The organism is Komagataeibacter rhaeticus (assembly GCF_003207855.1).
In the GTDB taxonomy this organism is placed as follows: Bacteria; Pseudomonadota; Alphaproteobacteria; order Acetobacterales; family Acetobacteraceae; genus Komagataeibacter; species Komagataeibacter rhaeticus.
Genome location: NZ_NKTZ01000017.1, coordinates 1 through 14,569 on the forward strand (window position 1 = coordinate 1; position 14,569 = coordinate 14,569).

Below are 14,569 nucleotides of genomic sequence, written 5' to 3' on the forward strand. Positions count from 1 at the left end.
ACGCTCCAATGCCGTCAGTTCAATCGCAACCGCTACACGTCCCATTCGATTACCCCTGCCATCAGGATAATCATATAAACTTCTCGATCAGGACACTAGTTGTCATTCAGGATATAGTGGAACGATGAAAAAGAGCATGAAGATGCAGGACGCTTTTGATCCGTATCTTGAACGTATGGTTTCACAGTCTGAAACTTCCTCACGTCGCATCAAAGCCAAGCTCAGTGACAGTTATGCATGGTGTTTCTGCGAATTCTGCGAAAAACCTACTGAATATTCAGCAATTTTAGAGGCACCAAAGGTCGTTAAACGCCTCCAAAGAAGAAATGCCAAAGTTGTATCGCAGAGAGAGACTATATATGTCGCTGCTCAGGAAAGAGCTGATGCATTAGTCTTGCGTTATGAGCAGGCATGCGAAGGCAAATTTGGCCCCTATGAGGCTGCCCGCATGTTGATGCACTATTGCGATATTCCTGAAATGCAGGGAGGTCGATCTGTAGATGGCTTTCGAGAACAAATTGAAAGAAAAATGCTATTTGCAGAATGGGCTCGGCATGGTGAGCCCGTTTGGACCACTAGACTACTGGGGCAGACGGACGGAGATGCAAAACCCAGCAAGCTCTATTGCGAAACACATAATCCAAGACGCAGCGATGATGCCCGTCGCGCTTACCAGCGAGATAGACGCTTCATACTAGAGTATCATGATTTCATTGAGAAAATCTGGAGCCAAGTCATTAACGCCGGTTCTCACCCAACATGGGATATTGAAAGCCATGCTCACGTCAGGAGAGAAGCTCGCCGCCAACTTCAGGCCCTTAAATCGCCCACCAGCATGATCGGCGATTTTCTAACTCAAGGGACTATGAATCAGGCTGAAATAGCGCGTCACCTTGGCGTATCTCGCCAGGCAGTTTCAGCAGCTATCAGACGACGCGCCAAGAAATCAGCCGAATAACGCCAATGTCATCGCTGCCTGAGTGTCCATTCATCAATCATGTCAGCCCAGTCTTGCAGCATAGCGGTGCGCTGCTCACGATATTCAGCTTTATTGTAAACGGCTCTTACGCCTTTCTGTTCGTGGGCGAGGCACTTCTCGATCCAATCGGTATTGTAGCCGGCCTCATGCAGCAGAGTGCTTGCCGTCCTGCGCAAATCATGAGGACCAAATTTTGCGAGCGGCTTTCCTTCTTTCTGAGCGAGCTTGTAGGTCAGCGTGAGTACTTGGTTGAGCGTTGCGCTACTCATCGGCTGATCGGTGTCGTAGCGGGACGGCAATATGTAATCTGAGCCACCGGAAAACGTCTTCAGGGCGATGAAAATATCGAGCGCCTGTCGCGACAGAAATACTAAATGGGGATTACGCCGCTTCATCCGCTCTTTAGGGATCGTCCAAAGCGCCTGACTAAAACTGACCTCGCTCCACGTTGCATTGGTCAACTCGCTCTTTCGGACCATCGTCAACAAAAGCAGCTTGGCTGCGGCCCGGATCGAGGGGGTCGTGCCAATGCGCTCGATGTACTGATACATCAGGCCGATCTCTTCAGGCGTCAGAGCGCGATCCCTTGGCTCAAATTTTGCTATGCTGATCGGACGAACCAGTTCAGCCGGATTTTCGACCTTCTGCCCTCGTTCGATAGCCCACCGGTAGACCTGGAACATCACCTCTCTTGCGTGGACCGCAGTTGCCGGAGCGCCACGTTCGACGATGGCGTCAGTCAGCGCCCGCAGGTCTTCATGGGTAATTTCCACAAGCTTCTGACTGGCGAATTTAGGCTTCAGCTCACGCTCGTAGACGGATTTGCGCATGTCACGAGTTGAGTCCGCCATCTGATATCCGCGCAGCCACTTCTCGGCCCACGCTCCGAACGTCTCCACGCCCTTGATACGCGCCTTTTCGCGAGCTTTTTCCTTCGCAGGTGACTTACCTGCTGCAATCAGCTTTTTAGCCTCTCCTAATTGCTCACGGGCTTCGGCCAGAGTGATGCCTCCAACGCCGTACCGTCCGAAAGTCAAAGTCTCCTGCCTGCCGTGGATCGCGTAGTTGTAGCGAAACGAAATGCTCCCCGCCGGTGTTACTGCGACGTATAACCCATCGCGGTCATTTACCTTGTAGAGCTTATCCGCAGGCTTGAGGTTGCGCAGTTTGGTATCGGTCAGCATCGGTTCGTGGCATCCACACAACGATACCATGATCAAAAACCACCAAAATAATCAGAGAAATCTCTTTTTATTCAATTGGTTATAAACAATTGATACCATGACACCCGCAAAGTGCCTGACATGGTATCAACAAAAATCATGGCATCAGACTCAGTCAGTGCCACGCACTATGCCATAAAAAATAACTGCTTGGCGATACCGTTTGGTGCCAGACAATGCCGGGCCCAAAAACAAAAAAGCCCGCATTTCTGCGGGCTTTAAGGCACTTCCATGCCGGGTGGTGCCACCCTATGCCAGACGCGGGATCATTCCCACTCAATCGTGCCAGGCGGCTTGGAAGTAATATCATAGGTTACACGGTTCACTCCCCGCACTTCATTAACAATCCGTCCCGCCACGCGGTTAAGGAATGACATGTCAAACGGGTAGATATCCGCCGTCATGCCATCCGTGCTGGTAACGGCGCGCAGGGCGCAGGCATAATCATAGGTACGGCCATCCCCCATCACGCCCACGGTGCGCACGGGCAACAGCACGGCAAAGGCCTGCCAGATGGCATCGTACAACCCGGCCGAACGGATTTCCTCCAGGAAGATGGCATCCACGCGCCGCAGCAGGGCCAGCTTTTCACGCGTGATGGCACCGGGAATGCGGATGGCCAGCCCCGGACCGGGGAACGGATGGCGCCCGACAATGGCTTCGGGAATATCCATCTCGCGGCCCAGTTCGCGCACTTCATCCTTGAACAGTTCGCGCAGCGGCTCGACCAGCTGCATCTTCATCCGTTCCGGCAGGCCGCCCACGTTGTGGTGCGACTTGATGGTCACCGACGGGCCACCGGTAAAGCTGACGCTCTCGATCACATCGGGGTACAGCGTGCCCTGCGCCAGGAAGTCGGCCCCCCCCAGCTTGGCCGCTTCTTCCTCGAACACCTCAATGAACAGGCGGCCAATGGTCTTGCGCTTGATTTCGGGGTCGCTCACCCCTTCCAGCGCATTCAGGAACAGATCGGACGCATCACGGTGAATCAGATGGATGTTGAAGCGGTCACGGAAGGTACGGATCACCTCATCCGCCTCACCCGCGCGCAGGATGCCGGGATCGACGAAGATGCAGGTCAGCTGGTCGCCAATCGCCTGATGGATCAGCACGGCGGCAACCGATGAATCCACACCGCCCGACAGGCCGCAGATCACCCGCCCCTTGCCCACCTGCTGGCGGATGCGGGCGATTTCCATATCCCGGAAGCCCGCCATGGTCCATGTGCCCCGGCAGCCCGCCACATCATGGGTAAAGTTGCGCAGCAGGGCCGCACCGTGGGGGGTATGCACCACTTCGGGGTGGAACTGCATGCCGTACAGCCGGCGGCCTTCATCGGCGATGATCGCGTACGGCGCGCCTTCGCTTACGGCCACGGCCTGGAAACCCGGCGGCAGTTTTGTCACGCGGTCGCCATGGCTCATCCAGACCTGTTCGCGCCCGCCGCGTGCCCATGTGCCACGGAACAGGGCACAGTCCTTGACGATATCGATATGCGCGCGACCGAATTCGCGGTGTTCGGACGATTCAACCGCCCCGCCAAGCTGGCGGCACATGGCCTGCTGGCCGTAACAGATGCCCAGTACCGGCACATTCAGCGCAAAGACCACATCGGGGATGGTGGGGGCATTCGCATCCAGCACGCTGGCCGGGCTGCCGGACAGGATGATCCCCTTCGGCGCGAAGGCACGGATTCTTTCCGCGCTGGCGGAATACGGCCAGATTTCGCAATACACCCCGCTTTCGCGCACGCGGCGGGCAATCAGCTGCGTGACCTGGCTGCCAAAATCGAGGATCAGGATCCGATCCTCGTGCAGGGCTTCATCAAGGGCTGCCGGGGGGGCGGTCTTCACGGTATCGGTCATCATGTGTCTTTCGGTCGCGGCATTATCGATAGGCTAGGCTTCCAGCATGATCTGGCAACAGAGTGCAAGGGCGGGATAGTCTTTCGTGCCCGGATAGCACAATATACGGCATCACGGCAGGCCGCCCCGTGCCCCTGCCCACATAAAACCGGACCCCGGGATTGTTCCATGACGACGCGCCATTCCGCGCTGCCTGCGCCTGCCTTCCTTGCCCTGCTTGCCTGCCTGTGCGCCCTGCCGTTTCCGGCCATGGCCGAAAGCCCGCTGGGACTATGGACCGGCCGGCTTGTTGCCGACCGGGGCAGCTGTGATGATGAAACCCGCGACACCTCCACATTCCAGATCGAGACCAGGCACATCACCTTCACCCCTGCCGACGGCTCGATCCTGCTGACCGGCGTGCCGGAAAAGGGCTATGCCCACTACCATGCCGAAGCGCTGATCCAGCAGCCCTCCGGCGCGCCCTTTCCCATGGTGTTCGAAGCCCACCCGGAAGGCAGGACCATAGTCGGCACGTACGGCACCCCGCGCTGCCGTGCCCATATCGTGCTGAAACGCTAGGCCGCCCCCCGCGTGGACAAGGCGTTCACGCAATCGGGAACAGGCCGGTCTGACATTGGCATGGATGCGCGGGCCTGATCCTCTATATTCCCTGTATGTCTGACAGAACGACACTTGCCGGGGCGGTCCTGTCCATTGTGGTGCGCGACGGACGCATGCTGCTGGTGCGCAGGCGCAATCCGCCCGATCAGGGGCTGTGGGGCTTTCCTGGCGGCCGCATCGAACATGGTGAAAGCTATCTGGCCGCGGCCGTGCGCGAACTGCGGGAGGAAACCGGCTTTGAAACCCACGCCGAAGGCACGCTGACCGCCTTTGACCTGATTGACCGCGATGGGCATGGACAGATCCGCTTCCACTACCTGATTGTCGCGGTGAAATGCCACGATAACGGCTGGACCGCCATACGGGCAGGCGATGATGCCTGCGATGTGGGCTGGTTTGACATGACCCAGGTCCATGCCAATCCGGCGGCCTTCAGCCCCGGCCTGCCCGAACTGGGGGCGCTGGCCCTTTCCCCGCGCGGGATTGCCCCGTGGCCCGTCGCGCAGCAGACCCGCATGCCTGAAAACACCATCACCGCACAGCGGCCCGAAAGCATCCTGTCATGACCCAGATTTCCGCCCTGATTGTCGAGGACGAGGCCACGATAGCCGAACTGGTGGCAACCATGCTGGAAACCCAGGGCATTGCCGCCACCATCAGCCCCAGCGTGGCGGATGCCATGCACCGCATCGAAACCACTGCCTACACGCTTGCGCTGGTTGACCTGACCCTGCCCGATGGGGAACCCGATGCCTTCATCCAGGCGGCGCGCGCACGGGGCAGTCAGGTCATTGCCATGAGCGGCGACCCGGACCGGCTGGCAAGTTACGCCCCCCTGCCCCTGCTGGAAAAACCCTTCCGCATGAAAGCCCTGCTGGAACAGGTGCGTCAGGCGGTGCCTGTGCCGAACTGAGAACCGTTTTCAAATAATAAAAGTTTTTGGGTGCCTTTTTTTCAAAAAGGGGCTCATCCTTCGAAGCTTTTTGAAAAAAGCTTCACCAAAAACTTTCTTACGATTACGGGGGAACCGGCAACCGAGCGATGGACTGCACGCGGGCGGCAGGCAGGTCTTCGCGCATGTGTACCCGGTAAAGGCCGACCGGTTCCGCCACCCGGCCATGGCGGCCCCGCATCACCACGCCCAGGGGCTGCACAAGGGTAAAGTCCGCCCGCTCGAATTCACGGCGCGGGTTGCACACCATCACCCCATCCCCCGCCACACCATGGGGCAGGCTGAACAGCGCCCAGCGTGGTTCCATGCCCACCACCACCCGGCCGGGCATGACACTGGCCAGTTCCGCCGCCGTGCCGTAATCACATGCCGCGATGAATTCTCCCGGACGGGCTACGTCATTGATCCGGGCGGCCAGATCCCGCCATCCCGCCATCTGCCGCAGCGCCACATCCGTATGGGCGGATAACGGGAGCAGCGCGAACAGGGCCTGCGCATACACCATGGCCCCCATCGCCATGCCACCACCCACGGCCCAGCGCCCCCACCGCCAGCCCAGCACCGCCGTGCCCACGGCCAGCAGGGGATAGATGACCAGTGGCCAGTTGGCCTGCACCCGGTCCCCCAGCGCATGCTGCACGAACACGCAGGCGGGCACGCAGGTCATGCAGGCCAGCAGGGCCGCGCCCGGATCATTGCGGGCACGGCGCAGCAGGCACACAAGCCCCCACACAAAAAAAACGGCAATGCCCGGGGTCATCAGCCCCAGTTGCCCCACCGTCAGTTCCGTCAGGTACTGGAACGCGCGCGCGGGATGCCAGTCCGCTGTCCGGCCACCCTGCCGGGCAAAGCTGGCCCAGTCATGCCGTGCGTTCCACCACACCACCGGCGCTACGACCAGCGCCACCAGCCCCAGCGCGCCCGCCACGCCGGCCGCCTGCCCGCGCACCCATGCCCACCGGCCCCATAGCGCCTGCAGGCCCAGCCACAGCCCGATTCCCGCCACAGGCAGGATGGCGGTGTATTTGCTGTCAAAGGCCAGTCCCGCGGCCAGACCGGCCAGTCCCCACCACCATGTCCCTGCCCCCGCCACGATGCGCCCCATGCACCACAGCAGCATGGCCACGAAAAACAGCACCGGCATGTCCGGTGTTATGACAACTGACTGAATTGCCAGCGCCAGAGTCGCCTGCAGCAGCAAGGCCGCCCGCCAGCCCCGTTCCCGTCCGCCATCGGGCACAAGGTCACGCACCGCACGGATTATGAAAAAGGACAGGCCACACCCGGCCAGCACCCCCACCAGCCGCGCGCCAAGCGGGCTGTCACCCGCCAGCAGCAGGCCCAGCCGAAGCCACACGGCCACCATGGGCGGATGGTCCAGGTAGCTGGCGGCCGGGGCCAGCGCCCAGACACGGTAATAGGCTTCATCGGGCGAGAGTGGCAGCCACCCCGCCACAGCCAGCCGCACACAGGCCAGCAGTCCAAGCGGATACAGCCACCGGCGCGGGCTGTATCCGGCACTCACACAGGCACGCCGGGGCGGTTGAGACTGGTGCGGATGGTCTGCAGCGTCTGCACGCGCACCACATGCGGGGCTTCCGTCAGCTGGCGGGTCAGCAGGTTCTCATGGGTTGCGTCGCGCGCCACCAGCCGGACCAGGAAATCGCCCCCGCCCCGGATCATATGGCATTCACGCACCTCCGGCCAGGCCGAGACCTGGGTCTCGAAGGCGGAGAGCACGGTCTCCTTCTGGCTGTCCAGCCCGATCAGGGCAAACAGCGTGATCGACCAGCCCAGCCGCGCCCCATCCGTATCGGCGTGGTAGCCACGGATCACATGGTCTTCCTCCAGCCGGCGCATGCGGCGCAGGCAGGGCGGGGCCGAAATACCCACGCGCCGGGCCAGCTCCACGTTCGTCATGCGTCCGTCCAGCTGAAGCTCGGCCACAATCCGACGGTCAATCGCATCAAGATCAGCCATCCGTTCCGCCATACGTGTTCCATCTCTCGATAAAGGCGCGAAACGGGTCTTTCCGCGCCACAATAATCCAGCCCTACCTACTCCAACCCTTGCACGGACGCCAGTGGACGACCATACCAAAGGAAATTCCGACCATAGGGTTTTTAGGATCTCATGCCCCAGACCTGTTCTACCGACCTGCTTGTCATCGGTGCCGGCCCCGCAGGCTACACCGCCGCCATCTATGCCGCGCGCGCCAACCTCTCGCCCGTGCTCGTGGCCGGACTCCAGCCCGGCGGCCAGCTCATGATCACGACCGATGTCGAGAACTACCCCGGCTTTGGCAAGGGCATCCAGGGGCCGGACCTGATGATGCAGATGGCCGAACAGGCGGGCAATGTCGGCACGCGGCTGATGGATGACATAATCGTGTCCTGTGATTTCAGCCGCAGGGACGGCACGGGCCGCTTTTACGCCACCGGCGATTCCGGCATGCTGTACGAAGCACGCAGCGTGGTGATCGCTACCGGCGCGCAGGCAAAATGGCTGGGCGTTCCGGGGGAGAAGGAATTCCAGGGTTCCGGCGTTTCGGCCTGCGCCACATGCGATGGCTTTTTCTATCGTGGCAAGCATGTCGCCGTGATTGGCGGCGGCAACACGGCGGTGGAGGAAGCGCTCTACCTGACCCATCACGCCAGCCACGTCACCCTGATCCACCGCCGTGACAGCCTGCGGGCGGAAAAGATCCTGCAGGACCGGCTGCACGCCAATCCCAAGGTTTCCGTCATATGGAACAGCGCGGTAGAGCGCATAACCGGCAGTGGCACGCCCCCGGTCGTAACCGGGCTGGAACTGCGCGACACGAAAACGGGCGCAACCCGTGATATCGCCGTGGATGGCGTGTTCGTTGCCATCGGACATGCCCCCACCACCACAATTTTCCGTGATGTGGTGGAGATCGATACAGACGGTTACATCATTACGGCACCGGGTAGCACGCGCACCTCGGTGCCAGGCGTCTTTGCCGCGGGAGACGTGCAGGACAAGATATTCCGCCAGGCGGTAACCGCAGCCGGGACGGGCTGCATGGCGGCGCTGGAGGCCGAGCGTTTTCTTGCCGCAGCGCCGTAATGGACCAGTAAGAGTCCTTGACCTGCACCGTTATTTCCTTCACCACAACGAATAGTGTCATAACATCTGGCGCGCCCTTATTTAGATAGCAAAGCGGAGTCAACGCGTGGACTGGGATAAACTCCGGATATTTCATGCTGTAGCCGAGGCTGGGTCCTTCACCCATGCCGGCGACGTGCTTAACCTGAGCCAGTCTGCGGTATCGCGGCAGATTTCAGCCCTGGAAGAGGCACTGCAGGTTCCCCTCTTCCACCGGCATGCCTGGGGGCTGATCCTGACCGAACAGGGGGAGACACTGAACCAGACGGTTCGGGAAGTCTTCTCCAAGCTGGCCATGACCCAGTCCCTGCTGACGGAAAGCAAGGAAAAGGCGGCCGGACGGCTACGGGTTACCACAACAACCGGCTTTGGCACCTGCTGGCTCACGCCACGGCTGCACCGGTTCATGGAAACCAATCCAGACATTTCGATCACCCTGATCCTGGAAGATAACGACCTGGATCTGGGCATGCGGGAGGCGGACGTGGCCGTGCGCATGCATCCGCCCCGCCAGCCGGACCTGATCCAGCGCCACCTGGCCGATTTCCCGCTGCCGATCTATGCCTCGCAGTCGTATCTGAATGATTACGGCACCCCCCGCACGCTTGAGGAACTGAACGCCCACAAGCTGGTGCTGTTCGGCGGCTATCACCCGCCGGTGCCGCATATCAACTGGCTGGCGGAAACCGGCGTGCCGTCGGATGAGCGGCGTCAGGCGCGGCTGGAAGTCAACAGCCTGGCGGCCATGGCGGGGGCAATCGCGGCCGGGATCGGGATCGGGTCGATTCCGCTTTACGCGGCGTCACAGTATCCCAACCTGGTCAAGATCCTGCCCGAAGTGCCGCTGCCCACGGTGGATGCCTATTTCGTCTATCCCGAAGAACTGCGCACGTCCAAGCGCGTGGCTGTCTTCCGCGACTTCCTGCTGGCGGAAATCAACGCCCGCCACTAGGCCCCGCCCGGCCCGCCCCGCGTCCGGTTCCGGCCGTGGCGGCCGGCGCGGCCCACATCCTGGCCCTGATTGAACCGGGATAATGCATGGCGGGCCATGCGTGGCAGGCGGATGGTTATTCCTTCGTGCCATGGGCGCGATTGACGCGCTCACGCAGTTCCTTGCCTGCCTTGAAGAACGGTACGACCTTTTCATCAACCGAGACGGTCTCCCCCGTGCGGGGGTTGCGCCCGGTGCGCGCATCGCGCTTCTTGACGGTAAACGCGCCAAAGCCCCGCAGTTCCACCCGGTCCCCCCGCATCAGGGCATTGCTGACTTCAGCAAAAATGACCTGGACAATACGTTCCACTTCCCGGACCGGAAGATGGGGACGGGCAGCGGCAAGTTCAGCAATCAGTTCCGACCTGGTCATCCTGTTCCCCTGTTTAAACAAGAAATTAAAGTTTCCAGATCGCAACGGCTCCGTCAAGCGCACTGCTTCCCTTCAGCACGAATTCCGCACCCGGCACAACGGAGAGAATGCCCGAGAGCAGACGCTGCCACCGGGTACGCGTGGCGGCGGGGCCGATATCGGTCACCTTCGCATCATCGGGCAGAATCGCCTTCTTGACCAACCATTTACGCGCGTCGTCCATATTGCCGATCTCATCCACCAGGCCAAGCGGCAGGGCCTGCTGGCCGGTAAAGGGACGGCCATCGGCCAGTTCCCGCACGCGCCCGGCGGGCATGTGGCGGTCCTGTGCAACGACAGTGACGAAAAAATCGTACAGATCGGACACAACCCCCTGCAGCATCGCGCGCCCTTCGGGGGATAGGGGCTTCACGACGGAAGGCTGTCCCTTCATCGGGCCGGAGACAAGCTGGTCCACCCGCACCCCCACCCGGTCCAGCAGGGGGGAGACATCGGGCGATTCCAGAATCACCCCGATGGAGCCGGTCAGGGTCGAGCGATTGGCAAAGATGCGGCTGGCCGGCGTTGACACCATGTACCCCGCCGAGGCCGCGACACTGCCCATGGACACGACCACCGGCTTGCGCCGCGCAAAGGCGGCAACGGCATCATGCAGCACCTCGCCCCCCGTTACGGCGCCGCCGGGGCTGTTCACTTCCAGCAGCAGCCCCCGGACCGCCGCGTCATCGCGCGCCCGGTTCAGGGCCTCGACATTCTCGTGCTCATCGGCGCCAATGACCCCCTGCACCTTCAGATGCACCAGATGCGGCGCCTGATGGCCCGTCCACCCACCCCCGGACGCACGCCCGAAGGCCACGATGCAGGCAAGGACAAAAAAAGCCACGGCCCCACCCCGCCATAACAGCAGGCGGCGGTGGAGCGACGTGGCGCGCAGGCATATGTCTGGGTCAGTATCCATGGGGGTGCAATATCATGGATACCGTAAACACCGAAGGCAGGATTCAGGGCATGCGGGCCATCAGGCCTTGCGGCGGCGGCCCGGCCGGGCGGGCGCATCCCCCCCGCTGGCGGTCATGCCGGCAGACGCGGCGGTGATCTTGCGGCCCAGCCCGATCTCACGCGCAAGGCTGGAGCGGCGTTCGGCGTAATTGGGGGCGACCATAGGATATTCCGCGGGCAGGCCCCAGCGCTCACGGTACTGTTCCGGCGTCATGCCATAGGCGCTCTGCAGGTGGCGCTTGAGCATCTTGAGCTTTTTGCCATCTTCCAGGCAGACAATGTAGTCAGGAAACACCGAACGCTTGATGGGCACGGCAGGCTGGAGCTTCTCGGGTTCCTCGACCGGGCGGCTGACATTGGCCAGCGCCTGGTACACCTGCCGTATCAGGTCAGGCAGCACATCCGCCGCGACACTGTTGTTGGAAACATGCGCCGACACGATCTGTGTCGTGAGTTCCAGACATGAAAAATCCTGCTCGGTATCAGACATAACGTATTCCGTGTCTCCATATCAACCAATAGCCGTGATATATTCACGAACCATCAAGGCAGGTTCATATACCAGCACATCAATATTTACAACATCAATCGCGGAACATTTTCCTATTGGCGCGATACAATATTTAACTATTTCTTTTCGCAGAATAGTATTAAATAATACCCGTTAGTCAAAATGTATTGTTTTGTATGAAATTGATACAAAACTTCTTAATTCCGCCACACATCCCCTGACCCGGCTCAGGAATCCAGCCCGATGCGGGCAAAGCAGGCGGCGTCCACCTCGCGCTCGGGCGGGGGCGGGGTTTTCTGGCCGCGCAGCAGGCCGCCCAGGTTTTCCATGTCAAAATCCGGGTCACAGACGGCGCAGATCAGGCGCAGGCGCATCTCCTCCATTCCGTCCCTGATGCTGTATATGACCTGTCGGGCCTCCTTGCGTGTTACAACAATTTCCGCACGCCGGAGTTCCGCAAGCTGCTGACTCAATGTGGGCTGGCCTATTCCGGTGCGGGCCTCGATCTCACCCACGCTCTTTTCACCATCAAGCAGGCAGGCCAGCACCATCAGGCGCTGCGGCTGTGCCAGCAGGCGCAGCCGCTGCACAAGGCCTTCCGCGTTTTCACGCGTTCTGGGCAGGTTGGGCATTGACTCAATTCCCCTCAAACATATCGCCCCATCGTACCATAACGCCCTGCCAACCACCATTGATGGCCGACAGCACACGCATCACGATGCAGGGGCTTGCCAAAACATATACATAATATAATAAATAATTAAATAATCATATGCCATACCCATATCGGGAACCACGCCATGACACGCCCCCTGCCCGCCACCCCAATGCCGCCCCGGCGCGCCCGGTGCCGGCGTGCCTGACCTGATCCAGGGGCTGCTGGGCCTGTGCAGCGGGGGCGTGATCGGCTTCACGCTGGGGCTGGTGGGCGGCGGCGGGTCCATCCTGGCGGTGCCGCTGCTGCTGTATGTGGTGGGCATGCCCGACCCGCACCGGGCCATTGGCACCAGCGCGCTGGCCGTGACCATCAATGCCCTGTCCAACCTGGCCCAGCACGCGCGCACGGGCAACGTGCGGTGGAAATGCGCCACCGTGTTTGCCGGCGCGGGCGTGATCGGCGCGCTGGGGGGCGCCAGTTGCGGCAAGATCATCAACGGGCAGCGGCTCCTGTTCCTGTTTGCCCTGGTCATGCTGGGGGTGGGGGCGCTCATGCTGCGTGGCTGCCGCATGCCGGCGCAGGCGGCGGCCAGACCGGAACGCGACAGCCCGCTGCCGGTGCTGGGCTACGGCATCGCGACCGGATTCTGTTCCGGGTTCTTCGGCATTGGCGGCGGCTTCCTGATCGTGCCGGCCCTGCTGGCGGCCACCGGCATGCCCATGCTCAATGCCATCGGCACCTCGCTCGTGGCCGTATGCGCCTTCGGGCTGACAACCTCGGCCAGCTACGCCATGGCGGGCATGGTGGACCTGCCCATGGTGGGCATCCTGGTGGCGGGCGGCGTGGCGGGGGGCATGGGGGGCACCCTGCTGGCGCGTCGGCTGGGCAGCCGGCCGCAGCACCTGCGCCTGATCTTTGCGTGCCTGATCTTCCTTGTGGCATTGTACATGATGTGGCGCAGCGCCCGCGCGCTGGGCCTTGCCTGATCCCCGCCCGTTGCCCCGCGCCCATGACCGGACCTCCGCCGCCATGCAGCAGACCACCGTAACGCTTGCCCACCCGCTTGATTTCGCGACATGGCGCGCCATGACCCGCGCGCTTGTGGCCCGGCATGTCCCGCCCGCCGCCATTACCTGGCAGGTCGCCCCTGACGGAACGCAGGCATCCCCGCCACCGGCCCCATCGGACGCGCCGGGCTTTTCCATCCCGCGGGAGACCATGCGCCTGGCCGCCGCCACGATCCAGTCCACTCTGGCCGACCGCTTTGCGCTGGCCTATGGCCTGATCTACGCCCATGTCACCGCCACCACGCCCGACCCTGCGGACCTTGAACGTATCGAGGCGGCGGCGGCAGCGGTGCGCGCGGAAACCGAAGAACTGCGCCGCAACCTGCTGGCCCTGATGCAGCCGGGCGCGACACGCGAGGCAACCTTCCCCGCCCGGACCCATGCGCCCGAAAGCAATGCGCGCTTCATCACCCTCCAGCTCTCGCTGGCGCCCTGGCGGCTTTCCCTGCCGGGGCGCATGCTGCACTGGACGGGCGAGACGCTGCTGTATGGTCCGGCCGCCCCCCTGCGCCCGCTGGCGCTGAACACCCTGCCCCCGCCCGCCCTGCCGCTGGTGACGGATCTGGACATCGGCCAGATCACCAGCCTGCGCGCGGCCTATCTGGCCGCCCGGACCTGCCTGATCTGCCCCATGGCCCGCCATGCGACCCAGACGGTGTTTGGCGAGGGCGAACCCACCGCGCGCATGATGTTCGTGGGCGAACAGCCCGGTGACCGCGAGGACCAGGCCGGCCGCCCCTTCGTCGGCCCGGCGGGGCAGCTGTTCGACCGCGCGCTGGCGGAAGCCGGCATCGACCGCGCGGATGCGTATGTGACCAATACCGTCAAGCACTTCAAGTTCATCCGCCGCGGCACCCGCCGCATCCATGAAAAGGCGGGGCGGGAGGAGATAGCGGCCTGCGCGCCATGGCTTGCGGCCGAGCGGCGCATCATCCGCCCGCGCGTACTGGTCATGCTGGGCGCCACGGCGGCATCCGCCCTGCTGGGCCGCAGCGTTACAATTGGCCACGAGCGTTCCCGCCCCATCCCGATGGAGGACGACGGCAGCACGGGGGTCGTGACCGTACACCCTTCCTACCTGCTGCGCCTGCCCGACGCGGATGCGCGGACGCGCGAATATGACCGCTTCGTAGCCGACCTGCGGCTGGCGGCGTCGCACCTGCCCCCGGCCACCCCCTGACCCGCCACGAGGAAAGCCGATGCCAGATATGCATGCGTG

16 protein-coding genes are annotated in these 14,569 nt (G+C 62.2%); 8 read left to right on the forward strand and 8 right to left on the reverse strand.

The genetic code is table 11. From position 1 onward, the window contains the following. Positions 1 to 124: 124 nt before the first annotated feature. Complete coding sequence (locus tag CFR78_RS12765; RefSeq protein WP_110581246.1) at positions 125 to 958, forward strand: MarR family transcriptional regulator; 834 nt, start codon at positions 125 to 127, stop codon at positions 956 to 958. Positions 959 to 966: 8 nt separating this feature from the next. On the opposite strand, the gene CFR78_RS12770 is transcribed toward CFR78_RS12765, so the two are convergent. After that, a complete protein-coding gene (locus CFR78_RS12770; protein WP_110581247.1) occupies positions 967 to 2,163 on the reverse strand; it encodes a tyrosine-type recombinase/integrase in 1,197 nt (398 codons plus the stop codon). A 305-nt stretch (positions 2,164 to 2,468) separates the two neighbouring features. Beyond that, a complete protein-coding gene (gene guaA, locus CFR78_RS12775) occupies positions 2,469 to 4,070 on the reverse strand; it encodes a glutamine-hydrolyzing GMP synthase (protein ID WP_034930815.1) in 1,602 nt (533 codons plus the stop codon). A gap of 165 nt (positions 4,071 to 4,235) precedes the next feature. On the opposite strand from guaA, the gene CFR78_RS12780 reads away from it, so the two are divergent. From CFR78_RS12780 to CFR78_RS12790, 3 genes are all read left to right on the forward strand, one after another. Next, complete coding sequence (locus CFR78_RS12780) at positions 4,236 to 4,628, forward strand: hypothetical protein (protein ID WP_034930812.1); 393 nt, start codon at positions 4,236 to 4,238, stop codon at positions 4,626 to 4,628. Positions 4,629 to 4,723: 95 nt separating this feature from the next. Further along, on the forward strand, positions 4,724 to 5,236 hold the full coding sequence (locus tag CFR78_RS12785; protein ID WP_034930810.1) for an NUDIX hydrolase: 513 nt from the start codon (positions 4,724 to 4,726) through the stop codon (positions 5,234 to 5,236). Continuing rightward, positions 5,233 to 5,583 (forward strand): response regulator, encoded by a 351-nt coding sequence (locus CFR78_RS12790; RefSeq protein WP_034930807.1) that lies wholly within the window; start codon positions 5,233 to 5,235, stop codon positions 5,581 to 5,583. The genes CFR78_RS12785 and CFR78_RS12790 overlap by 4 nt, the downstream gene beginning before the upstream one ends. Before the next feature lie 103 nt (positions 5,584 to 5,686). Here the strand turns inward: CFR78_RS12790 and CFR78_RS12795 are convergent, their stop codons facing one another. Then, a complete protein-coding gene (locus tag CFR78_RS12795) occupies positions 5,687 to 7,147 on the reverse strand; it encodes an ArnT family glycosyltransferase (protein WP_034930805.1) in 1,461 nt (486 codons plus the stop codon). Further along, positions 7,144 to 7,614 (reverse strand): Lrp/AsnC family transcriptional regulator, encoded by a 471-nt coding sequence (locus tag CFR78_RS12800; protein WP_007400208.1) that lies wholly within the window; start codon positions 7,612 to 7,614, stop codon positions 7,144 to 7,146. The genes CFR78_RS12795 and CFR78_RS12800 overlap by 4 nt, the downstream gene beginning before the upstream one ends. A 141-nt stretch (positions 7,615 to 7,755) precedes the next feature. Between CFR78_RS12800 and trxB the strand changes: the two genes are divergently transcribed. Together trxB and CFR78_RS12810 are read left to right on the forward strand one after the other, a co-directional pair. After that, the gene (gene trxB, locus CFR78_RS12805) at positions 7,756 to 8,712 is read left to right on the forward strand and encodes a thioredoxin-disulfide reductase (RefSeq protein WP_034930802.1); all 957 of its coding nucleotides are present in this window, start codon (positions 7,756 to 7,758) and stop codon (positions 8,710 to 8,712) included. Positions 8,713 to 8,818: 106 nt separating this feature from the next. Beyond that, positions 8,819 to 9,703: a LysR family transcriptional regulator gene (locus CFR78_RS12810; RefSeq protein WP_110581248.1), complete on the forward strand. Its 885-nt coding sequence runs from the start codon at positions 8,819 to 8,821 to the stop codon at positions 9,701 to 9,703. 115 nt (positions 9,704 to 9,818) lie between these two features. Here CFR78_RS12810 and CFR78_RS12815 read toward each other — a convergent pair whose 3' ends face one another. From CFR78_RS12815 to CFR78_RS12830, 4 genes are all read right to left on the reverse strand, one after another. After that, positions 9,819 to 10,115 carry an integration host factor subunit beta gene (locus tag CFR78_RS12815; protein ID WP_034930799.1) on the reverse strand — a complete coding sequence of 99 codons (297 nt, stop codon included), beginning with the start codon at positions 10,113 to 10,115 and terminating at the stop codon, positions 9,819 to 9,821. A gap of 25 nt (positions 10,116 to 10,140) precedes the next feature. Further along, complete coding sequence (gene sppA, locus CFR78_RS12820) at positions 10,141 to 11,073, reverse strand: signal peptide peptidase SppA (protein WP_034930797.1); 933 nt, start codon at positions 11,071 to 11,073, stop codon at positions 10,141 to 10,143. Between the two features lie 60 nt (positions 11,074 to 11,133). After that, the gene (locus CFR78_RS12825; RefSeq protein ID WP_007400203.1) at positions 11,134 to 11,604 is read right to left on the reverse strand and encodes a MucR family transcriptional regulator; all 471 of its coding nucleotides are present in this window, start codon (positions 11,602 to 11,604) and stop codon (positions 11,134 to 11,136) included. A gap of 248 nt (positions 11,605 to 11,852) precedes the next feature. Then, positions 11,853 to 12,257, reverse strand: coding sequence for an ArsR/SmtB family transcription factor (locus CFR78_RS12830; protein WP_007400202.1), 405 nt, complete (start codon positions 12,255 to 12,257; stop codon positions 11,853 to 11,855). Between the two features lie 223 nt (positions 12,258 to 12,480). Between CFR78_RS12830 and CFR78_RS12835 the strand changes: the two genes are divergently transcribed. Continuing rightward, positions 12,481 to 13,269 (forward strand): sulfite exporter TauE/SafE family protein, encoded by a 789-nt coding sequence (locus CFR78_RS12835; RefSeq protein ID WP_007400201.1) that lies wholly within the window; start codon positions 12,481 to 12,483, stop codon positions 13,267 to 13,269. 43 nt (positions 13,270 to 13,312) lie between these two features. Beyond that, positions 13,313 to 14,530 carry a UdgX family uracil-DNA binding protein gene (locus tag CFR78_RS12840; RefSeq protein ID WP_034930828.1) on the forward strand — a complete coding sequence of 406 codons (1,218 nt, stop codon included), beginning with the start codon at positions 13,313 to 13,315 and terminating at the stop codon, positions 14,528 to 14,530. Positions 14,531 to 14,569: the final 39 nt, after the last annotated feature.